Origin of the sequence: Mycolicibacterium aromaticivorans JS19b1 = JCM 16368 (assembly GCF_000559085.1) — a bacterium.
Lineage (GTDB): Bacteria > Actinomycetota > Actinomycetes > Mycobacteriales > Mycobacteriaceae > Mycobacterium > Mycobacterium aromaticivorans.
The window spans coordinates 1,015,505-1,036,900 of sequence record NZ_JALN02000001.1 but is presented as its reverse complement, the minus strand read 5'-3'; the positions used below and the strand labels follow the sequence as shown (position 1 = coordinate 1,036,900).

Annotated in this window: 16 protein-coding genes; 7 read left to right on the top strand and 9 right to left on the bottom strand. The window is 66.1% G+C overall.

What is annotated here, in order from left to right; all coding sequences use genetic code 11:
* Nucleotides 1–51 precede the first annotated feature (51 nt).
* Complete coding sequence (locus Y900_RS32305; protein ID WP_157838228.1) at nucleotides 52–1,575, top strand: hypothetical protein; 1,524 nt, start codon at nucleotides 52–54, stop codon at nucleotides 1,573–1,575.
* A gap of 60 nt (nucleotides 1,576–1,635) precedes the next feature.
* On the opposite strand, the gene Y900_RS04965 is transcribed toward Y900_RS32305, so the two are convergent.
* A complete protein-coding gene (locus Y900_RS04965; RefSeq protein WP_036339674.1) occupies nucleotides 1,636–2,034 on the bottom strand; it encodes a VOC family protein in 399 nt (132 codons plus the stop codon).
* Nucleotides 2,035–2,101: 67 nt separating this feature from the next.
* On the opposite strand from Y900_RS04965, the gene Y900_RS04960 reads away from it, so the two are divergent.
* Nucleotides 2,102–2,794 (top strand): alpha/beta fold hydrolase, encoded by a 693-nt coding sequence (locus Y900_RS04960; RefSeq protein ID WP_081844988.1) that lies wholly within the window; start codon nucleotides 2,102–2,104, stop codon nucleotides 2,792–2,794.
* Nucleotides 2,795–2,849: 55 nt separating this feature from the next.
* Nucleotides 2,850–5,375: a cellulase family glycosylhydrolase gene (locus Y900_RS04955; RefSeq protein ID WP_051659890.1), complete on the top strand. Its 2,526-nt coding sequence runs from the start codon at nucleotides 2,850–2,852 to the stop codon at nucleotides 5,373–5,375.
* A gap of 10 nt (nucleotides 5,376–5,385) precedes the next feature.
* Here Y900_RS04955 and Y900_RS04950 read toward each other — a convergent pair whose 3' ends face one another.
* Nucleotides 5,386–6,825, bottom strand: coding sequence for an FAD-binding oxidoreductase (locus tag Y900_RS04950; protein WP_036339671.1), 1,440 nt, complete (start codon nucleotides 6,823–6,825; stop codon nucleotides 5,386–5,388).
* Nucleotides 6,826–6,841: 16 nt separating this feature from the next.
* Nucleotides 6,842–7,264, bottom strand: coding sequence for a nitroreductase family deazaflavin-dependent oxidoreductase (locus Y900_RS04945; protein ID WP_036339668.1), 423 nt, complete (start codon nucleotides 7,262–7,264; stop codon nucleotides 6,842–6,844).
* Between the two features lie 145 nt (nucleotides 7,265–7,409).
* Between Y900_RS04945 and Y900_RS04940 the strand changes: the two genes are divergently transcribed.
* Nucleotides 7,410–8,357: a D-2-hydroxyacid dehydrogenase family protein gene (locus Y900_RS04940; RefSeq protein ID WP_036339665.1), complete on the top strand. Its 948-nt coding sequence runs from the start codon at nucleotides 7,410–7,412 to the stop codon at nucleotides 8,355–8,357.
* On the opposite strand, the gene Y900_RS04935 is transcribed toward Y900_RS04940, so the two are convergent.
* Genes Y900_RS04935 through Y900_RS04920 form a run of 4 tightly spaced genes read right to left on the bottom strand, consistent with a single transcriptional unit; the run spans nucleotide 8,358 to nucleotide 12,798 of the window.
* Complete coding sequence (locus tag Y900_RS04935; RefSeq protein WP_036339661.1) at nucleotides 8,358–9,626, bottom strand: amidohydrolase family protein; 1,269 nt, start codon at nucleotides 9,624–9,626, stop codon at nucleotides 8,358–8,360.
* 14 nt (nucleotides 9,627–9,640) lie between these two features.
* A complete protein-coding gene (locus Y900_RS04930; RefSeq protein WP_036339658.1) occupies nucleotides 9,641–10,414 on the bottom strand; it encodes a class II aldolase/adducin family protein in 774 nt (257 codons plus the stop codon).
* Nucleotides 10,411–12,003: a class I adenylate-forming enzyme family protein gene (locus Y900_RS04925; RefSeq protein WP_036339655.1), complete on the bottom strand. Its 1,593-nt coding sequence runs from the start codon at nucleotides 12,001–12,003 to the stop codon at nucleotides 10,411–10,413. The genes Y900_RS04930 and Y900_RS04925 overlap by 4 nt, the downstream gene beginning before the upstream one ends.
* Nucleotides 12,004–12,033: 30 nt before the next feature.
* Nucleotides 12,034–12,798: a FadR/GntR family transcriptional regulator gene (locus Y900_RS04920; RefSeq protein WP_051659889.1), complete on the bottom strand. Its 765-nt coding sequence runs from the start codon at nucleotides 12,796–12,798 to the stop codon at nucleotides 12,034–12,036.
* A gap of 352 nt (nucleotides 12,799–13,150) precedes the next feature.
* On the opposite strand from Y900_RS04920, the gene Y900_RS04915 reads away from it, so the two are divergent.
* Nucleotides 13,151–13,480, top strand: a complete 330-nt coding sequence (locus tag Y900_RS04915; RefSeq protein ID WP_036339652.1) for a hypothetical protein — start codon at nucleotides 13,151–13,153, stop codon at nucleotides 13,478–13,480.
* 100 nt (nucleotides 13,481–13,580) lie between these two features.
* Here Y900_RS04915 and Y900_RS04910 read toward each other — a convergent pair whose 3' ends face one another.
* Nucleotides 13,581–14,384, bottom strand: coding sequence for a GAF and ANTAR domain-containing protein (locus tag Y900_RS04910; protein ID WP_051659888.1), 804 nt, complete (start codon nucleotides 14,382–14,384; stop codon nucleotides 13,581–13,583).
* Nucleotides 14,385–14,460: 76 nt separating this feature from the next.
* Entirely contained in the window at nucleotides 14,461–14,829 is a 369-nt protein-coding gene (locus Y900_RS04905; RefSeq protein ID WP_036339649.1) for a SpoIIAA family protein, read from the bottom strand.
* A 445-nt stretch (nucleotides 14,830–15,274) separates the two neighbouring features.
* Between Y900_RS04905 and ppsA the strand changes: the two genes are divergently transcribed.
* Together ppsA and otsB are read left to right on the top strand one after the other, a co-directional pair.
* Nucleotides 15,275–17,671 (top strand): phosphoenolpyruvate synthase, encoded by a 2,397-nt coding sequence (gene ppsA / locus Y900_RS04900; protein ID WP_036339646.1) that lies wholly within the window; start codon nucleotides 15,275–15,277, stop codon nucleotides 17,669–17,671.
* A 52-nt stretch (nucleotides 17,672–17,723) separates the two neighbouring features.
* On the top strand, nucleotides 17,724–21,386 hold the full coding sequence (otsB, locus tag Y900_RS04895) for a trehalose-phosphatase (protein ID WP_036339643.1): 3,663 nt from the start codon (nucleotides 17,724–17,726) through the stop codon (nucleotides 21,384–21,386).
* Nucleotides 21,387–21,396: the final 10 nt, after the last annotated feature.

Genomic DNA, 21,396 nt, shown 5'->3' with positions numbered 1-21,396 from the left:
TCAGCACATCAGTATCCGGATCGGGGGATCCGGGCTCCGAAAGGAAAAAATATGTCCAAATCAATGGCGATGGGCAAACACCGCAAAACACAAGTCAATCGAGGTTCGGTGGCCAGGAAGGCTGCCGGCGGCGCGATGATCGGGGCAGCTCTGACGGCTGGGGTCACCGGTGCATTCGGAGCTGCGACCGCGTCGGCGGCGCCAACCATTCCAACCGCTCCGGCCTGCAACGTGGCGCCGCTCTGCACGGCCCTGCCCGCGAGTTCACTGGTCGGGGATTCCGGAGCCGGCTCCGTTACACAGGCTCTGTTGCACGCGAATGCCGCGCCGGGGATCCCCGGCTTGGATCCCATCACGATCATCAACGCGTTCGCCGAACCGATCCTGGCCAATCCGCTCACGCTCGTGTTCACCGGGGGGATGATCGGCGACGGAACACTGCCCGGCCAGAACGGCGGATTCCTGATCGGCAACGGTGCAGCAGGTGTGCTGCCCGGGCAAAACGGCGGCAACGGCGGACTGTTCTACGGCTCAGGCGGTAACAGCGCATTCGCCAACGGTGGCAATGCCGGATTCATCGGCAACGGCGGCAACAGTGCCACCGGCGGCAATGGCGGCAACGGCGGCGCCTTCGCAGGCAACGGTGGTACGGCCGGCACGGGCAATGGCGGCAACGCCGGTCTGTTCGGCAACGGCGGAAGCAGTGTCCTGGGTGGCAACGGCGGTAACGGCGGGCTCATCTATGGCAACGGCGGCGACGGTGGCGCCGGAAATGTGTTGACCGCCGGCGATGGTGGCAGGGGAGGTAACGGCGGCTTCTACGGCAACGGCGGTAATGGCGGCGATGGCAGTGCCGTCCTTGGTGGCAAGGGCGGCAATGGCGGTAACTCCGGCGGTATCGGCAACGGCGGTAACGGCGGCGGCGGCACCACCGACGCGGTGACGGGCACGCCAAACGACGGTGGAAACGGCGGTAGCGGCGGCCAATTCGGCGGCAACGGCGGGAGCGGCGGCAACGGAAGTTCCAACCTCGCCCTTACCGGTGACGGCACCGGCGGCAACGGCGGTCGCGGTGGCGCATCCGGCGCCTTCGGGAACGGCGGCAATGGCGGCACCGGTGGCAACGTGCTCTCGACGACCGGGACGGCGACCGGCGGCACCGGCGGTCGCGGTGGTCATTCCGGCCTGGCCGGCTCCGGCGGGAACGGCGGAACGGGTGGCAGCGGCACCTCGGTGACCGGCACCGGCGTCGGTGGCGACGGTGGAAATGCCGGTCGCGGAGGCACATTCGCCGGTAACGGCGGTAAGGGTGGCACTGCGGGCAGCGGCATATCCACCGGCACCGGAAACGGTACCGGCGGCACCGGTGGAAACGGCGGGGGCGGCGGTGCGTACACCGGTTCAGGTGGAGACGGCGGCAACGGCGGGCCAGGCGTTGCGGTCACCGGCGTCGGCACCGGAGGCAAGGGCGGTAACGGCGGCACCGGTGGTGGCTTGGCCGGCAGCCGTCCGGGCCACGGCGGCAAGGGCGGCACGGGTACGACCAGCAACGGCGCAAACGGCCAGAACGGCTAAGTCGCAGTAGCTGATTCGGTGGCTCCGGCTTGTGTGCCGGAGCCACCGACCTGTGTACGATCAGCTGCGGTCGTGGTGACAGACTGCTTCCAACAACACGCCGAACGGGTCGAGCCAGAACGTCGCGAAGTAGGGCGGCGGATACTGCGGGAAGAATTGCGGCTCATGCACGATTTGCCCACCTAGCTGTTGTACCTGGCGGTGAATCTCGTTGACGGCGTTGCGGGTTTTCACCATGAAGGCGAGGTGCTGCAGGCCCGCGCCATCACGGGAGTACGGGCACGGATCGCCCGCTGGATAGAAGAACAGATACGTCCCGGGCTTGCCGCCCGCGGGACGGAAGGCGAACTGGTCATGGTCGGCGAGAAATGGTTCGAACCCGAGAAGTGGCATCAGCGTGTCGTAGTAGGCCTTGGCCGCCGCCAAGTCAGTGACGTTGATTCCCAGATGCCCGAGCATCAGTCATGATTGCACCCCTGCCCACCCGCGGCGCAAACGCTCTACTCCGGTATCACGTCGAGGACTTATGCCGACACCCGCAGCACGATGGATGCTTCTCCACGGCACACCGCTTGACCCCAGCATCTGGGATGCGGTCCGCGTCCACCTGCCTGCCGATTCGGTTGCCGCCGACCTCAACCGACCGCAGGCCGGCGGTCTCCTCCAGCAGCGCCTCGCCGCCGCGGTCCTGGACGGGGAGCCTGACGGCCCGCTGATCGTCGTCGGGCATTCCCTAGGCGGCCAGGTGGCCATGGAAATGGCTTTGCTTGCGCCGCACCGTGTTCGCCGATTGATCCTGGTGTGCACGCGCGATATCCCGGTGGCCGAATTTCACGAAGCGGCACGAGCACTGCGCGCAGGAGCGCCGCTCGACGTCGAGGCAACCATCACGCGCTGGTTCACCGCAGCCGAGATCGCCGATGAGGGCCCGGTGATCCAGGACGTCCGCCGGCGCCTGGCAGCGGTGTCATCGTCGGCCTACGCGACCACACTGGAAGCGCTGGCAACCTACGACCGCGGCGCGGAGCTTGCGCAGATTCGGTCGCCGGCGACCCTGCTCTGCGGGCGCCAGGATCTCGGGTGCACCCCCGAAGTGATGTCCACACTGGCGGCTGACCTGCCCGATGCCCGCCTGCAGACCGTGGACGCGTGGGCTCACATGTCTCCGTTCGTCCGGCCCGCCGACTTCGCGGAGCGGTTGCTGAACGCCGCGGAATGAGACGGTGGCGGCAAATTGACTCCACTGCTGCGCCAGGTCCCGTATACACAGATGCATGAAAGCGTCTGCTCATATCGGTCGAGTCGGTGGTCTGGCGGTCGCGCTGGGTATCGGTGCGGCACTGGCCTCGTCGACAGCGGTCGCATGGGCAGACTCTGACGGCTCCGGCAGCGCCCGCCCGGCGGCCTCCTCTGCGCGTGGCCATGCGGCCGGTCCGAGCGCTCCGCGAGCAAGCAAGGCAGGCGCCAATTCGGTGCTCAAACGGCCGGCTCCGACGCAGAAGGTGACGTCGACGGCGGTGATGTCGACGACGGTGAAAGCGACCGCCCGGGCCGCCGCAGCTGATCCCATGGAGCCGGTCAACGCCGGTGAACTCGCCCTGGCCACCGTGGTTGGGACGGTGGAAACCTCATCCACCCAAAGCAGGTCCGCGAGGAGCGCAGCCGCGGAGCCGATCGCAGCCGCCACCACTGCGACGAATGCCGCGGCGGTAGCGCATATTTCGGCGCCGCCGAACCTGACGGCGGTATTCCAGCAGCTGGTCTACACCCCGCTTCACCTTGTCGTGCAGGCGTGGATCGCCAGTGAGATCGGGCGGCAGGTCGACGACTTCATCAACTCCGCTGCCGGGTCTTATGTGATCGGCAACGGCGTTGACGGCACCGAGGCCAACCACAACGGCGGCGCCGGCGGGTGGCTTCTCGGCGACGGCGGCGCCGGCTGGAACAGCACCGAGGCCGGGGTGTCGGGCGGTGCAGGTGGCCGAGCCGGGGCAGTGGGCGATGGCGGAGCCGGCGGAGGCGGTGGGGCGGGGGCTGATGGCGGTGCGGGCGGTGCCGGCGGGCAGCTGATGGGAATCGGCGGGGCAGGCGGTAATGCGGGCGCCGCTGTCATCGGCGCCGTCGGAGGACGCGGGGGTGCCGGCGGCGACGCAACCGGCCTGATCTTCGGCGTCGGCGGGCACGGCGGCGCCGGCGGTGACGGCACCGACGGCGGACGAGGCGGTAACGGCGGCAACTGCGCAACGTTCCTCGGCAGCGGCGGAGGCGGTGGCAACGCGGGTAAGAGCGGTGTGGGCGGAGCCTCCGTGGGTCTACCGGCGCTCGGTGGCGCCGGCGGCTCGGCTGGTTGGCTCGGAAACCATGGCGCCGTGGGCAACTCGGGTGCGCAAGCCGCAGCCGCGCCCGCAACCGGATCGGTACCGCCGCTGTCGCAGATCGGTACCTGGCTCACCAACAGTGCCGGACAGGCCGTCATCTTGCACGGTGTCAACGAGGTCTACAAACTGGCGCCGTACGAACCGTCGGCCAGCGGCTTCAATGCGCAGGACGCACAGTTCCTGGCCGACAACGGATTCAATGTCGTGCGGCTGGGCGTGATCTGGGCCGGCGTGGAGCCGCAGCCGGGAGTGATCAACACCGCCTACCTCGACTCGATCAAAGCCACGGTGCAGATGCTGGCCGACCACGGCATCTACACCGTCATCGACATGCACCAAGACCTCTACAGCGGCACCTTCTACGGCGAGGGTGCGCCCGAATGGGCATCCGACGGTGGCGGACGGCCCAACCAGAACTCCGGGTTCCCCGGCAACTACTACGTCAACGGTGCCCTCGGGCACGCCTGGGATGCGTTCTGGGGCAACGCCGATGCGCCGAATAACATTGGGCTGCTGGATAATTACGCGCTGACCTGGCAGCACGTCGCCAGCTATTTCGCGGGTAATTCCGCGGTCATCGGCTACGACATCATGAACGAACCGTTCCCGGGCTCGAACTATCCGGTCGCGCTGCTCGGCGGCTCGTTCTTCGTCACGCAACAACTGACGCCGATGTACAACCAGGTCGCTGCCGCCATCCGCTCGGTCGACGGCACCACACCGCTCTATCTGGAACCGCCTAACCCCGCGGTCACCGAAGTCCCGACCCTGCTCGGCGTCCCCGTTGCACTGCTCGGCCGCGTCGTTGACCCGAACTACGTCCTGGCGTTCCACAACTACTGCGGCCCCATCGGGGGTGCGCTTTGCACCAAGATCGCCAATACGCTTGCGGTACAGGCGGAGAACTACTCCAAGCGGCATAACGTTCCGGTGATGATGAACGAGTTCGGCGCCACCAGCGACGTCGTCACGCTCACCAAGGAGATGAAGTCCGGCGACCGGTACCTCATGAGTTGGGCCGAATGGGCGTACACCGGCGTCGGTGACATCACCGGGTCGCCGGATGTCGAGGGTCTGGTGTACGACCCGACCAAGCCGCCGGTTGGCGACAACGTGAACACCGGTAATCTGCTGACCTTGGCGTCGCCCTACCCGCAGATGGTGTCGGGCACGCCGATGTCCTGGTCGTTCAGCAACGGAACCTTCACGTTTGGCTATTCCACCGCGAAGGTCGACGGTTCCGGAACGTTCGCCGATGGATCCCTGACGACGATTTCGGTACCAGGAGTGGAGTTCTCGAACGGCTACCAGGTGACTGTCACCGGCGGCCACGTCGTCTCGGCTGTCAACGCCGCACAATTGGTGGTCGCCTCCGATTCCGGTGTGACCGCGGTCAACGTCGTGGTGAGCCCGGCGCCGTAGTCGGCTCGCGTCATCCGCCGATACCGGACAGCATCACTCCGACCGGGTCGTATGTGCGGCAGATGGCGTTGAATCGCTGCACATTCGGGCCGAGGTACCGTGCAAGCGGTTCGCCGCTCCCGGGGTAGTTGATGTAGCCGCCCACCGACGCCGGCCCCAGCGCCTGGTGCGTCGCGGTGAGCCAGCCAGTTGCTGCCTCGGAGCTTGCCTCGGTGTACCACTGAACGCATGCTGCCTGCCGACGCCACGGGAAGGCGCTTGCCGCCGGATCGACGTCGCCGACCGCGCCGGAAAGCGACTCCACCACCGCCGTCGCCGAACCCGCGCCGGCCGGCCACGCCGCCATCGCGGTGACGATGGATTCCGCTGCCGACGTGGTCATTTCGCCGATGATGTCGGAGCCCGCGACAAACGCGCGGGGCGCCCGGGCGGCGTCGCCGCCTTCGAAGTAGTGCACGAAGTCCATCCGGTCGAGTGTTCTGGTTCGGGTCGACGACGCCGACAACCCGGCCGTGGCAAGCATGTCGCCGGCGACCGCAGGCCCGCTGCCCGGCGGAGTCGCCAGGATGACCGTGCAGCGGCCAGGGCCGTCCCCGACGGTGATGTTGACCATGCCCCAGATGTCCCGATCAGCCGCCTGCTGCCACTGTTGCCAACCGGCGATGACGGCAGCGGCTGCGTCCGTCGGGAATGCGACGGTGACCACGTCGCGGTCGGTGACGGGGAAGGTGCGAAACGTCATCGACGTCACCACGCCGAGACTGCCGCCCCCGCCACCACGCAGCGCCCAGAACACGTCGGGATGATCGTCAGCGGACGCCGAGAGCATGTCGCCGCTGGGCAATACCAACGTCGCCGACACCAGCGCGTCGCAGGTCAGCCCGTGAAGGCGGGCGTCCGGACCCAGACCACCACCCAGCGTCAGTCCCGCGATGGCGACCGTCGGGCAGCTGCCGGACGGAATCGACCGGCTCCTAGACGCGAGTGCGGTCTGGACGGAGTCCAGGTCAGTGGCGGGCGACACCGTCATCGTGTCGGTGCCGGCGTCGATGCCACCGGGCAGCCGCCGTAGGTCGATCACCAGAGTGGCATTGAGCGACGACGCACCGATGTAGGAGTGCCCGCCGCTGCGCACACTCACCCCGATGTGGTGACTGGAGGCGAATTCGACGGCTTTCTGCACATCCGCGACGGAGGCTGCCGCCAGCACCGCGGCAGGCGCGGATGCGTCGAAGCGTGAATTGAAGGTGCTTTTGGCCGCCGCATACTGCGGGTCGGAGGGCAGCCACAGCGTGCCGTCGAGGCGGCCGCGAAGACCTGCCCAGTCCGACGGGCCTGGACCCGAGACCGCGCGGGGTGTGACGGTACGGCACGCGCTCAGTACGGCAGTGACCGCCAGCCCACCCACTGCCCGCCGGACGAACTCCTGGCGGGACATCTGCCCCGACACAGGCTGAATGCTAGTGCTACTCCAGTACGAAAACCGGAATCAGACGTTCGGTCTTGGTCTGGTATTCGGCGTAGGGCGGGTAGGCCTCGACGGCCAGCTGCCACCAGTGCTCGCGCTCCTCGCCGGAGACCTCGCGGGCGGTCAGCGTCACGGTCGTGTCGCCATCCTGGGCGGTCACCGTCGGATTGGCCTTGACGTTGAAATACCATGACGGATGCGCCGGGTCACCGCCCTTGGAGGCGACCATCGCATACTTGCCGTTCTCCTCGACGCGCATGAGCGGCACGTAGCGCTTCTTGCCGGACTTGGCACCGGTGGTCGTGAACAGGACGACCGGGCGGTCCATGATGTGGACGCCGTCGGTGGTGCCTTGCTTCAGAATCTGTTCGGTCTGCTCCCGCACCCAATCAGTGGGGCTCAATTCCGCGTTCTCAGTCATGGACCGCTCAACTCCTCTCGTGTGTGGACTATTCCCTCATCTTGGGCGCGATAACCGGCGCTGTGCGACGGAAACCGCGCCGGATCACGACGGCGGACCGGTCACTGGTCGTTGACTCTAGCGCCGATCGGGTTAGCCTGCGGGCATGATCAGTGACACCGGACGGCCGCACGTGGCAGTCCTCGACGACTACCAGAACGTGGCGTTGACCATGACCGATTGGTCCCCGGTCTCCGGCCATGCCGACATCACGGTGTTCAACGATCACGTGTCCGATCCTGATGAACTCGTCGCGCGCCTGGCGCCTTTCGACGTCGTGTTCGTGATGAGGGAGCGAACACCCCTGCCGCGCAGCATCATCGAGCGCCTGCCGAATCTGAAGATGATCGCCTCGACGGGCCCGTTCAACGCGTCCATCGACATGGCTGCCGCCGAGGATCACGGCATCCATGTCGGGACCACCGGCGGCACCGTAGCCTCGACGGTCGAACTGACCTGGGCGCTCATCTTGGCCGGCGCCCGGGATCTGGTCACCGAGGCGCGGTCGGTGCGCGACGGCGGATGGCAGACCGGGGTGGGCCGCGAACTGTCCGGCCGGGTCCTCGGCATCCTCGGGTTGGGCCGCATCGGTGCCCGCGTCGCCCGCATCGGTGAGGCGTTCGGCATGGACGTCATCGCCTGGAGCGAGAATCTCACCCCGGAGGCGGCCGCCGAGGCCGGGGCGACCTACGTCGGCAAGGACGAGCTGTTCAGCAGGTCCGACGTCCTGACCATCCACATGAAGCTCAGCGAGCGTTCCACCGGTCTGGTCGGTGCGGCCGAGCTGGCGCAGATGAAGCCAAAAGCCTTGCTGGTCAACACCTCTCGCGGCCCGATCGTCGACGAGGCGGCGCTGGTCGACGCGCTGCGGACCACCACCATCAAGGCCGCGCTCGACGTCTTCGACACCGAGCCGCTGCCGCAGGCGCATCCGCTGCGCACCCTTGACAACGTCGTCGCCACCCCGCACATCGGCTACGTCGCCGACCGCCCGTACCGCATCTTCTTTCGCGATGCGGTCGCCGCCATCGGGGAGTGGCTCGACCGGCGCTGATCAGTAGGCGTTCGGATCCTGCTGAACGGCCACCGGCACCGGGTGCTGGTAGAGCCGCGACGCGTTCTCCCATGTCACTTTGCGGATGATCTCGTCAGGCAGACCGCTGATCTGTTCGCGGATGGTGCGCTGGGTGTGCGGCCACGTCGAGTCGCAGTGCGGGTAGTCCGCCTCGAGCATGATGTTGTCCGCGCCGATCCGGTCGTACTGCACGAACGACGACTGATCCTCGACCGCGCAGAACCGGAAGTTGCGGGTGAACACCTCCGCCGGCGTCAGCGTTTCCCCGAGGCGCTTCCACGTCCCGTACATCTCGTGGTAGCTCAGCATGTGGTCGAGACGGTCCAGCAGGCCGGCCACCCAGCCGATTCCGCCTTCCGACAAGCAGATTCGAAGGTCCGGGTACCGGGTGCACACTCCCGAGTACAGCCAGTCCACCGCCGCGCTGATGGCATAGGCGAAGAACAGCACACCGGGCACGTCGGGCGGGGCGTCATCGGTGGTCGACGGTGAGGTTCCCGACGAGCCGATGTGAAGGTTCAGCACAGTGCCCGTCTCCGCGCAGGCCGCCATCATGGGCTCCCAGTAACCCGAGTGGATGGTCGGCAGCCCCAGGAGCGCCGGATTCTCGCTGAACGTCACCGCATGGAATCCCCGTTCGGCGTTCTCGTAGATCATCTGTGCGCCGACGTCGGGGTCGAGCAGCCAGGGCAGCTGGCAGGGGATGATCCGGTCGGGGTAGGCCCCGGCCCACGCGTCGATGTGCCAGTCGTTCCAGGCCCGCACCGACGCCATCGCCAGGTCCCGATCGGTGGTCACCTGCTGCAGCCGTTGACCGGCAAAGCCCGGCAGGAAGGACGGAAAGTTCAGCGACGCGTACACGCCGTTGACATCCATGTCCTTGACTCGGGCGTGGATATCCCAAGCGCCGCGGCGCATTTCGTCGAATCGGGCCGGCTCGAAGCCGTACTCCGACACCGGCCTGCCGACCACGGCATTGAACCCGACATTGGGCAGCGACTTCCCGTCGTACATCCAGGTCTGGCCGCCGTCCCCGGTGTCCACCACCCGCGGCGCCCGGTCGGCGAACTTGCTCGGCACCCGGCCCTCGAAGGTGTCGGGTGGTTCGACGATGTGATCGTCGACCGAGATGACCGTGTAAAACCGTTCGGCGCGTTCCGGTTCCGGCAGAAATGTCACGGTCCTTTCGGCACCGGTCTTGGCGGTGGTGAAGCTCAGATTCGACTGCAGATCCTCGATGGAAGCCATGACAGGAGTCCCTTTCAGTCCAGCACGCCGCGGTCGGCCTTGATGGTTATGCGCGCAGCGCCGGCCCAGTACACGTCGGCGGCACGTTCGATCAGCGAGGCCTGCATGCCGACCAGGTCGCCGCGATTCATCTTCGACGGCTCGCGCCCGCTGACCAGCACGTCGTAGGCCAGTCGGCATACCCGTTCGATGGACACCGCGCGGTATACCGCCGCGGCCAGATCATGACCGGTGGCGATCACGCCGTGGTTGGCCAGGATGATCAGGTTGGCCGATCCGATCTGGCCTGCGAGTTCGGCTGCGCGCCAGGGAGCGTCGATCTCGCCGTCGTACTTCTCCACCAGATACATGTCGTCGAGGAACAGCGCCCCGGTCTGGTGGACGAGTTCAGGCAGCATTCCCAGCGCGGCGATGAGACTGACGTAGTACGGGTGGTTGTGAATCACCACCCGGGCATCGGGTCGCTGCCGGTGGATCTCGGTGTGCAGGTGGATGGCCGGAGTGACATCCCAGCGGCCGCGGAGCACGTGCGCGTCCTCGTCGACGACGCAGATGTCGGATGCGGTGAGCTCCTGCCACCACAGCCCCCAGGGGTTGACGAACATCTCACTGTGCCCGTCGGGTTGCCAGGTGATGTGGCCGGCCATGTTCTCCGCGAACCCGATGTCTGCGAGGTGGCGAAACGCGATCGCCATCTTCTGCTCGTCGGTGAGGTCGACGCCGATGGGCGGCATCGTCGAGGGCGCCCATACTCCCAGGCCGCCCCGGCGCACTTCCGGTGTGCTCATGATTGCTCCAGTATCGATCGAATGGTTTCGCGGAGTTGGCCTTTGGCGATCTTGCCGCCGGATGACCGCGGCAACTCGTCGAGCACCTCGAGCCGTTCGGGCAGCAGTTCTTTGGAGACACCTTGCGCCAGCAGGTGCTCGACGAGCTCGCTGAGCACGAGCGTGTCACCGGGGTTCTTGAGTTCGGCGAACACGCACACCCGCTCCCCGAACAGGGGATCGGGCATCGCCACGGCGGCGGCTACGGCGATGGCGGGGTGGCTGGCCACGACCTCCTCCACCGCGACCGCGCTGATGTTCTTGCCGCCGCGCAGGATGAAATCCGAGGTTCGTCCGGCGAGCACCAGGTAGCCGTCGTCGTCCAGGTCGCAGATGTCACCCATCCGCATCCAGCCGTCCCTTGTGTACAGCTTGTCGTGATCGGTGCCGCCCAGATAGCCGAGGCTCAGCGCAGGTCCGCGGCAAGCAGGCTGGCCCCGACCGGATTTCGTGACATCGTCGTCTCCGTCGAAGAGGCGGACCTGCATCTCGGGGACGATGCGCCCGGCGGTACGCAGCCGATGGTGTAGTGAGTCGTCGACGGTCGTGGCGCTGAGCATGCCGGTCTCGTTGGAGCCGTAGAACTGCAGGATCGTGACGCCCGTCAGTTCCTCGAATCGCGCGGCCTGGGTGTATGGCAGCGGTTCGCCGCCGGTGAACACCACCCGCAGACTGGACAGGTCATGCTCGCGCGAGGCGTCGTTGGCCAGGATCATCATCAATTGTGTACTTACACAGCATAATACGGTCGCTCGGTGGCGTTCGATGGCGGCGCATGTCGCCGCGGCGTCGAACCGCTCGATGCGCACGGTCGTCGCCCCGAGGTAGATGGGTGTGGTGTGGGAGGTCCAGATTCCGAATCCGAACGGGGTGGGGATGACCGGCAGGAAGACGTCGTCGGCGGTCAGCTCGCCGTTGGCGACCGCCTTCTGATGAAAGTAATGCCACCGGTTCTGGTTGTGCACAACACATTTCGGCAGCCCGGTGGTTCCCGAGGTGGAGTTGATCAGGAAGGCGTCGTCCGGCCCGACCTGCGAGAGCTCGGTCATGGAAGCCGCAGCGGTGTCGATGGTGAGGTCGCCGGCCCCGATCACCACCGCCCGCACCGATGCGTCGGCGGCAGCCTGCGCGGCCTGCGCGGCACGCCCCTCGTCGCTGACCAGAAGTGACGGCTGCGCGGTCCGCATGATCTGCGTGGCCTCGCGGACCCCGGCGCGCGCGCCGAGGCCGACGCTCACCGCGCCGCAGCGCTCGATCGCCACCAGCAGGACGTGGATGGCGATGCTGTCGCCGTGCCAGACCGCCACCCGGTCACCGGGGGCTACGCCCAGACGATGCAGCCGCACGGCCAGGTTGGTGGCGGCGTTGTCGAACTCCGACCAGGTCAGCGCCCGGTCCGAAGAGTCGGGGGTGAAGTCGACGTAGGCGGCCTTGTCGGGGGAGCCCGCCGCGTTGCGACGTACGCAGTCGGACAGCGTCCTGTCCGTCCACCAGCCGGCGGCCCGGTAGTGCGCCGCTTCGGCGCTGCTCACGACGGCGGGATCAGCCATCACCAAATCATATGAAAATAAGGACCGGAGTCAATGATCCCAGTGCCGCACCATCGCGGGGTCGACCATTCCCGCCGATCCGGGGTAGTGCTGTGCGGTGATCAGATGCGCGGCGGCGAGGTCGTGGGCCCTGTGGGCATCGCCGGACTCGATCGCGTCGATCACCTGCCGGTGCTCCTCGAGGACGGCCAGCCGCTCGTCGATGGGCACGATGCCGTCGTCGGTCACCCGCGTCGACCAGCCCTGCTCGTGTGCCGACCACAGCGTCTCGAGCGCCCCGGCCAGCATGATCATGGTCTGGTTCCCGCACAGGGCAACCAGCGCTTCGTGGAAGCGACGGCTCGCCGAAATCGCGCTCTGGAAGTCGTCGGCGGCCTCGACTGCCTCGGCGTGCAGTGCACGCAGCGCCGGAACGACCATGTGTCCTCGGTCGGCGCGTTCGGCGCACAACGCTGCGCATGCCGGCTCCATCTGCCGCAGCGCCCCACCTACATCCGACAGGCTCACGTCTTGCGAGCCGAGCACCAGTCCGATGGTGTAGGCGACGTTCGCGGCGTTGGGGCGGCGCACCACCGCGCCGCCGAGCTTGCCGCGCCGCACCCGCAGCAGTCCCTCGGCCTCCAGGATCCGCATCGCCTCGCGCAGCGACGGCTTGCTCACCGGGAACTCGCGCAGCAGTTCGTCCTCTTTGGGCAGGATGCTGCCGTCGGCCAGCTCGCCCAACAGAATTCGCCGTCGAAGTTGATCAGCAACCTGCTCGGCGAGGCGGCGGAATTGAATCGTTGGTTCTGACACGGACCGGTTTTCTATCGCGCTTGCAAATGATGTGCATCGTACAAGCATCGGCTCGACGGTTGAGGCGAACGCCGAGCAGCGTGGACTTTGCGTTCGCAAAGCCCGATGGCCGACTCGGCCACGAATCGTGTATTCACAGATCCCTTTTCACCGCTCACCGCTCACCACTTGCCGCCGCCAAGCATGCGCCGCCCTGCTTCCGGGGTCGAAAGACCCTGTCGGGCGAAACCACAAGTGCGGATGCTGAAGTAAGAGGATTGGAAACCACGGAGACACCGTGTCCGGGTTCCATTCGTAGCAGGCCGGTCGACCTGACGGCACCCGTCTGTGTTCAGTATTTAGGAGCTTCGCCATGACTCAGCACCCCGAAACGACCAAGAACGGCAAGACGAGCGAGGGCGCCGCGAAGACCGTGGATGTGCTGCCCCGAGCAGTAGACCTGTCGGACGAGGTGCTCGACTCGGTCAAAACCGGACAGCAGGCTGCGATCGCGGCCATCCGCAAGTTCGTCGACACCGTCGACAAGGCACTTCCCGAGGCGGTACATCCGCTGCGTGAGACGCTCGTCGACGGCGCTCTCGAATTGGCCGACGAGCTCGTCACGACGCAATACCAGTTTCTGCGCAGCGTCGTTCGCAGCGCGGACCGGACGTTGAACAAGCTTCACGACTCGGAGGGCTGAGCAACGAGATTGCCGAGATATCCTCGCTCACAAACATTTTCACGTTGGTCCTGACAACCGAGGCGCACATTTCGCCGTGGGCCGGCAGGAGAATGTGGCCTCAGCTCGGGTTGTTGCGGGCGCGGGCGCGGCGCACGGCTTCGTCGATCATGCGTTGAGCCACGTCCGTCAACTTACGGTGTTCGGACTGGCTCATGGCCCGCAGCTGTGCGAAGGCCTCCTCGTCGTTGCGCCCGGTGCGTCCGCGGATCAGGCCGATAGCCTGGTCGATTACCGGTCGAGTCGCCAGCGCGGTCTGCAACTGGGCGGACAATGCCCTAGCCTGCGCGAGGACCTGGGCGTTGTGCACCGCCACGGCGGCGGGCTTGGCGAACAGTTCGCCGAGTTCGGCAGCGTGCGCGTCAAAGGCGTCTTTGCCGTGGGCGTATACGTTGATCGCCCCGACAACCTGATCGCGCAGTAATAGCGGCAGTGACAGCACGCTGTGCACTCCGAGCCGGCCCACCCGTGGGCCGAACCGCGGCCACATGGCCTCCCCACCCAAGGACCCGGACCGTACCGTGCGCCGTTCACGTGCCGCTGTGATGCAGGGCCCTTCCTGCAGGCTCACGTACTGAATCTCGTCGATCTCGGCGACGAACGGCGCGCTCGCGGCCAGCGCCTGGACCATATTCTCTTCCCGGTCGACCCGCAGCAAGGTCACCCCGGCTCCCTCAGCACCCGGGATCGCGTGAACGGCAAAAGCCGCAACCTCAGCGAGCAATTCGGGCAGTCCGAGACCTCCCGACACCAGACCGGCGAGGTCGTCGATCGCGGCCCGCAGGTCTGCGGCGTCCGCGCGAGCCTGCTCAGGAGTCAGAGACCCGCCGGGTGAGCTGGGGTTATTCTCGGTCAGTTTGGTCATACGGGGTGCCTGGCTCACATCCTAGGCCAGCTGAGTCCGCCAAACTGATCCACCAGTGGCATTGCAGCACAGCACTTTATGGACCGTCGGAGATCCACTGTCGAGCCTGCTCGACGTGGTCAGCGGGGAAATGCCTGACCTCCGCTGAGACGAAATGCGACGCCAAATGTTCGGCGGCATCCCCCATGTGGGAGTCGGTGACCACCGCAACCTTCTTGATGTGCTTCTGATGGTCGCGGATGAAGCGGAAGTGGGTCACCATCGCGCCGAAGCTGTCCCAACCGGGGAAGGCCTGCGCATTGATGATCAGGCCGGCGAGATCGCCGTGGGCCTCGATCTCGGGGTCAATCGCCTTGGCCATCTGATCGAAGTCGTCCTTGTCGAGCGAGGACTCCGGGTGCACCGTGAGGATGGAACTCGCCTTGTCCAGGTCGTAGGTGATCATCCCGGCGATGTTGCGCCCACAATTCCGGATGGATAAGGGTCCAAGGTCACCGAGTCATGGGCAGTGCGGACGGCTCCACCGGCAGAAGTCGTCACGCCTGACACCCGTCGACCCTCGTCCGGAAGCACTTCAACACCGAGTGGTCTGTCATGAACAGCGTCGCGGAAACCCGGTGCGGCGCAACAGCTAAAAGAGCGACCAACCGCAAGCCCCGCTGGGGGCGTCCCCCGGCACGCGAACCAGCAGATACGCCACGCCATTTTCCGCCGGGACCTGCGGCCGTGTGTCGATGTGGTGACCTTCGGCCCTGTCTGCGGGTGTCCCCCCGTGCGAAGTTGACAGGTGTGGAAAAGGCGTTGTCGGGCAACGGCACTCGCGGATCTTGGCCCCACTGCATGCGGGAGCCAGGATCCGACCGCATTTGCGCGTCGGGAAGGGATAGATCATGAGCATTCCCAAATACGTCCGCTTCTTCGAGGAGTTCGGCATCGCCGATGTGCCGTTGGTGGGCGGCAAGAACGCCTCGCTGGGCGAGATGTACCAAAAGCTGGCCGGACAGGGCGTGCGCATCCCGAACGGTTTTGCCATCACCGCCGAGGCGTATCGCTACATGCTGGATGCCGCCGGCGCCTGGGAACCGCTGCATGCCGAACTGGACGATCTCGACCCGACCGACGTCACCGCGCTGGCACGCAAGGCCAAACGTGCCCGGGAGATCGTCTACGGCGCCGGGCTTCCCGATGACCTGGCCACCGAGATCGTCGAGGCCTACCGCAGGCTCCAAGACGAGTACGGGGACGAGGTCAGTCTGGCTGTGCGGTCGTCGGCGACCGCCGAGGACCTGCCGACCGCGAGCTTCGCCGGCCAGCAGGACACCTATCTCAACGTCAAGGGCGAAGAGAGCCTCCTCGATGCGTGCCGCCGGTGTTTCGCGAGCTTGTTCACCGATCGCGCCATTCACTACCGCCTCGATCAGGGTTTCGATCAGTTCAAGGTCTCGCTGTCGATCGGCGTGATGAAAATGGTGCGCTCCGACCTGGCCTCGTCGGGGGTGATGTTCTCCCTGGACACCGAATCGGGCTTTCGCGACGTGGTGTTCGTGACTGGCGCATACGGTCTCGGCGAGAACGTGGTTCAGGGCGCGGTCGACCCCGACGAGTTCTATGTCCACAAGCCGACCTACCTGGCCGGGCATCGCGCGGTGTTGCGTCGACTGCTTGGCGACAAGGCGGTGAAGATGATCTTCGTCGAGGGGCAGACGAAGTACACCACGCGCAACATTCCCACCCCCAAAGCCGACCGCGCCCGATTCTGCCTCTCCGATGAAGACGTCCTGGAACTGGCCGGCTATGCGTGCACGATCGAGGGGCACTACGGGCACCCCATGGACATGGAGTGGGCCAAGGACGGCCTGGACGGAAAGCTCTACATCGTGCAGGCCCGGCCGGAGACGGTGGCCTCCCAGCGCAGCATGACCGCGCTGGAGAGCTACGTGCTCGAGGGCCGGGGCGAGATCCTCGCCGAGGGCCGCTCTGTTGGGGAGAGGATCGCGTCGGGCACCGCGAGGCGGATCGAGAACGTCACGCATCTGGCGCAGTTCCAGCCGGGCGAGGTCCTGATCGCCGACACCACCACTCCCGACTGGGAGCCGGTGATGAAGACCGCCGCCGCGATCGTCACCAACCGGGGCGGACGCACCTGCCACGCCTCGATCATCGCCCGGGAGCTCGGTATCCCGGCCGTGGTGGGCGCAGGCGACGCGACCACGTCCGTCCCCGACGGCACCGTTGTGACGGTGTCGTGCGCCGAGGGTGACTCGGGACGCGTTTACCGCGGCGCGCTGGCCTTCCGTGTGGATAGCACCGAAGTGGGGGACATGCCGCGGCCGCGCACCGAGATCATGATCAACCTGGGGAACCCCGACCTCGCCTTCAAGACGTCCTTCCTGCCCAACGATGGTGTGGGACTGGCGCGGATGGAATTCATCATCAGCGAATACATCAGGGTCCACCCGATGGCCCTGCTGCACCCGGAGAAGGTCGACGACGCCGAGGCCCGCCGCACCATCGACCGGCTCATCCAGGGTTATCCCGACGGGGCTGCCTTCTTTTCCGAGCGCCTCTCCGAGGGGATCGGCACGATTGCGGCCGCCTTCTGGCCGAAGCCCGTCGTGGTGCGGATGTCGGACTTCAAGACCAATGAGTACGCCAGCCTGGTCGGCGGAGCGAGCTTCGAACCCTCCGAAAGTAATCCGATGCTGGGTTTCCGTGGCGCCTCGCGTTACGCCCACCCCGCGTATGCCGAGGGCTTCGCGCTGGAGTGCCGCGCGATGCGGCGGGTCCGCGAGGAGATGGGCCTGACCAACGTCGTGCTCATGCTGCCGTTCGTCCGCAGGGTCGCCGAGGCGGACCTGGTTCTGGCGACGATGGCCGAGCTCGGTCTGCGCCGCGGCGAGAACGGGCTCAAGGTGTACGCGATGTGCGAGATCCCCAACAACGTGATCCTGATCGACGAGTTCGCCAAACGCTTCGACGGATTCTCCATCGGTTCCAACGATCTGACTCAGCTCACCCTCGGTGTCGACCGAGACAGCGAGATCGTGGCGTTCGACTACGACGAACGCGACGAAGGAGTCATGGAGATGATCCGCCTGGCCGTGGAGGGCTGCCGCCGCAACGGTATCCACTCGGGTCTGTGTGGTCAGGCGCCGTCGGACTATCCCGACATGGCCGAGTTCCTGGTCCGCCTCGGTATCGATTCGATCAGCCTCAATCCTGACACGGTGGTGAGGACCACCGGCCAGTTGCTGCAGCTCGAGCAACAGCTTGCGCACTCGTCATGAACGCCGCCGAATTCCGTTGCGGCCCATCGCCAATTTGTTGAGGAGCTGAGCAGTGAAGTTGCCGGTCACTGTCGACCCCCGCTATCACGACGCGGTGATCTTCGACCTCGATGGTGCGTTGATCGATGACCCGAGACTGTTCGGGGCGATGGTCGAACTGGCGCGCAAGCTGCGCGGCGGCGGCGTCGCAACGGCGGCCCACGGGTCCAACCCGCGCTTTCAGGACGTGTTGAAAGCAGCCGGGGTAGATGATCTGTTCGATGTCTGCATCGACAGTCTGGAGGGCGCCACACGCCGCCTCGGGGTCAGTCCACAACGTGCGGCCGTCGTGGAGGACACCGACGCCGGGGTGACCGCGGCTCACGATGGCGGATTCGCACTTGTTATCGGCCTCGACGGAACCGGGGACCCCGACACGCTGGTGCGGTGCGGAGCCGATGTCGTGCTGGCAGACCTTGCCGACGTCGCGGTTCGGGCAGGGGACAAGCGCATCTCCGACCTCCCGAATGCGCTGGAAGCCTACGGTCAGCTCATCGGTGTCATCAATGCCCGACAGTCGGTGTTGTTTCTCGACTACGACGGAACATTGGCCCCGATCGTGTCCGATCCCGCCGCGGCCGAGCTCGTCGAGGGAGGGGCCGAGGCGCTGAAACTCGTCTCCGCGGTGTGCCCCGTGGCGGTCCTGAGCGGCCGCGACCTCGCCGACATCCGCGACCGGGTGGGCATACCTGGCATCTGGTACGCCGGCAGCCATGGGTTCGAGCTGATCGGACCCGACGGCACGTACCACCAGAACGAGGCGGCCGCTGCGGCCGTGGCCGCCCTGCGCAACGCAGCCGACGAGCTACGCGCAACCCTGGCGCACATTCCCGGTGTACGAGTGGAGCACAAGCGCTTCGCCGTGGCGGTGCATTACCGCGAGGTCGCCCCTGAACACGTCGGCGAGATCGTCGCCGCGACGCACCGGCTCGGACAGCACGATGATCTACGGGTCACCAGCGGGCGCATGCTCGTCGAGCTGCGCCCGGACATCGACTGGGACAAAGGAACCACGCTGGCCTGGATCCTCGACCGAATCGATGGGTCCGATTCCCTGCTGCCGATCTACATCGGCGACGATATGACCGACGAAGATGCTTTCGATGCAGTGCAATTCGACGGTATCGGGATCGTCGTGGGGCACGACGAGGACGGCGACCGCAAGACCGCTGCTCATTTCACCCTGGCCGGTCCCGATCAGGTGCGTGCGTTCATCGAGCGCGGGTCTCGGTGGCTGGCCTACAAGAATCACGCGTCGGGCGAGGCCTGGGACTTCACCTTCGAGGGATATGACCCGCAGAGCGAAAAGCTCCGGGAGGCGTTGTGCACAGTGGGGAACGGCTATTTCGCCATCCGGGGTGCTGCGCCCGAGTCGAAAGCCGGGCAGGTGCACTACCCGGGCACCTATGCCGCAGGGGTGTACAACCGTCTCGTCGACGACATTTCGGGCGAGACGATCGACAACGAGAGTCTGGTGAACCTGCCCAACTGGCTGGCGCTGACCTTCCGGATCGACGACGGCAGTTGGTTCGACATCGACGCGGTCACGGTGCTGTCCTACCGGCAGACCCTGGATCTTCGCGGCGCGGTTCTGACGCGCGAGGTCCGTTTCACCGATGACGCAGGCCGCACGAGCGCACTGACCCAACAACGGTTCATCGCGATGCACATGCCGCACGTTGGTGCGCTCGCGACGACGATCGTCGCCGAGAATTGGTCAGGGGTGATCGAGGTTCGCTCGACGCTGGACGGCAATGTCCGCAACGCGTTGGTCGAGCGTTATCGCGACTTGGCCGACGCTCATCTCGAAATGCTGGAGAAGCGCGAAATCTCAGGCAATTCGGTGCTTTTGGCGATGCAGACGAACCAGTCTCGTATTCCCATCGCAATGGCGGCGCGTAGCACCGTCTGGCGCGACGGCGAGCCCGTGCCGGCTGCCTATCAGCCATTCGACGAGGACGCAGAAATCGGCCACGACATCTCCGTGCGGCTGTCAATCGGTGAGTCGGTGACGGTGGAGAAGGTGGTAACCCTCTATACGGGGCGCGACGTCGCGACATCCGAACCCAGCGTCGCCGCCCAACGCCGGCTGAGCCAGATCGGCCGGTTCGCGGACCTACTCGACGGGCACCTGACCGAGTGGGTGCACCTGTGGGAGCGGCTGTCCATCGAGTTCGAGGACTTCACCGGCGAATTGCGCATCCTGCGACTGCATCTGCTGCATCTGCTGCAGACGGTGTCGCCGAACAGTTCCGATCTCGACGTCGGGGTGCCGGCGCGCGGACTGCACGGCGAGGCGTATCGCGGCCACATCTTCTGGGACGAGCTTTTCATCTTCCCCGTGCTCAACCTGCGGCTACCGATGATCACCCGTTCCCTGTTGCGATACCGCTACCGGAGACTGCCGGAGGCCAGGCACGCCGCTGCGGCGGCCGGTTATGCCGGCGCGATGTTCCCGTGGCAGTCGGGCAGCGATGGGCGAGAGGAAAGCCCACTGCTGCACCTGAATCCGCGCAGCGGCCGGTGGAACCCCGACTCGAGCGCTCGCGCGCACCACATCGGAATCGCCGTTGCCTACAACGCGTGGAAGTTCTACCAGGCCACCGGCGATCTCGCGTATCTGATCGACTACGGCGCGGAGATGCTGGCGGAGATCGCACGCTTCTTCGTCAGCAGAGCAAGCTACGACGAGGAGCGGGACCGCTACAGCATCCGGGGCGTGATCGGGCCGGACGAATTCCACTCCGGCTATCCGAGTGCGCCGTACGACGGCATCGACAACAACGCGTACACCAACGTGATGGCGGTGTGGGTGATCATGCGGGCCTTCGACGCGCTGAATCTGCTACCCCTGCCGAACCGCCTCGACCTGAGGGAGACGCTGGGACTGCACAGTGCCGAATTAGCGAACTGGGAGCAGGTGAGCCGCCGGATGTTCGTCCCGTTCCACTCTGCCCCGAGCACCGGGTCGGAGCCCGTTGGGGATGTCATCAGTCAGTTCGAAGGCTACGGCGATCTCAAGGAGCTGGATTGGGACGCCTACCGCGAGAAATACGGCAACATCCAGCGCCTCGACCGCATCTTGGAGGCCGAGGACGACGACGTCAATCGCTACCAGGCGTCCAAGCAGGCCGATGCCTTAATGCTGCTCTATCTCATGTCGTCAGACGAGTTGCGGGAGATACTAGACCGGCTCGGCTACCGCTTCACGCGCGAACAGATCCCGAAGACGGTCGACTACTACATCGCCCGCACATCGCACGGGTCGACGCTCAGTGGTGTGGTCCACAGCTGGGTGCTGGCCCGGGGGAATCGTGATCGCGCCATGGAGTTCTTCCAACAGGTTCTGACGTCCGACATTTCCGACATCCAGGGTGGCACCACGTCCGAGGGCATTCACCTCGCAGCGATGGCTGGCAGCGTCGACCTGATGCAGCGGTGCTTCACCGGGCTGGAGACCCGTTCCGGCCGCATCATTCTGTCCCCGCACTGGCCGGAGACACTGGGCGTGCTGGCAGTTCCGATCCACTATCGCGGCCTACATCTGCACCTTCGGGTCAGCGGCAAGGGTGTGATCATCAGCGTGGATCCGCGCGACACCGGCCGAGTCGACGTGGAATGCCATGGTCGCGTCGTCGCGCTCACGCCAGGAACCACCGTCCGATTCCCCGGCTGAGCGTCGGTGG

Coding starts and splice junctions, on each gene's coding strand:
- Y900_RS04905 (WP_036339649.1), bottom strand. CDS start 14,829: ATGATCACCTACGACCTGGACAAGGCGAGTTCCATCCTCACGGTGCAC.
- Y900_RS04955 (WP_051659890.1), top strand. CDS start 2,850: ATGAAAGCGTCTGCTCATATCGGTCGAGTCGGTGGTCTGGCGGTCGCG.
- Y900_RS04910 (WP_051659888.1), bottom strand. CDS start 14,384: ATGACCAAACTGACCGAGAATAACCCCAGCTCACCCGGCGGGTCTCTG.
- Y900_RS04965 (WP_036339674.1), bottom strand. CDS start 2,034: ATGCTCGGGCATCTGGGAATCAACGTCACTGACTTGGCGGCGGCCAAG.
- Y900_RS04925 (WP_036339655.1), bottom strand. CDS start 12,003: ATGGCTGATCCCGCCGTCGTGAGCAGCGCCGAAGCGGCGCACTACCGG.
- ppsA (WP_036339646.1), top strand. CDS start 15,275: ATGAGCATTCCCAAATACGTCCGCTTCTTCGAGGAGTTCGGCATCGCC.
- Y900_RS32305 (WP_157838228.1), top strand. CDS start 52: ATGTCCAAATCAATGGCGATGGGCAAACACCGCAAAACACAAGTCAAT.
- Y900_RS04960 (WP_081844988.1), top strand. CDS start 2,102: ATGCCGACACCCGCAGCACGATGGATGCTTCTCCACGGCACACCGCTT.
- Y900_RS04945 (WP_036339668.1), bottom strand. CDS start 7,264: ATGACTGAGAACGCGGAATTGAGCCCCACTGATTGGGTGCGGGAGCAG.
- Y900_RS04935 (WP_036339661.1), bottom strand. CDS start 9,626: ATGGCTTCCATCGAGGATCTGCAGTCGAATCTGAGCTTCACCACCGCC.
- Y900_RS04915 (WP_036339652.1), top strand. CDS start 13,151: ATGACTCAGCACCCCGAAACGACCAAGAACGGCAAGACGAGCGAGGGC.
- Y900_RS04940 (WP_036339665.1), top strand. CDS start 7,410: ATGATCAGTGACACCGGACGGCCGCACGTGGCAGTCCTCGACGACTAC.
- Y900_RS04930 (WP_036339658.1), bottom strand. CDS start 10,414: ATGAGCACACCGGAAGTGCGCCGGGGCGGCCTGGGAGTATGGGCGCCC.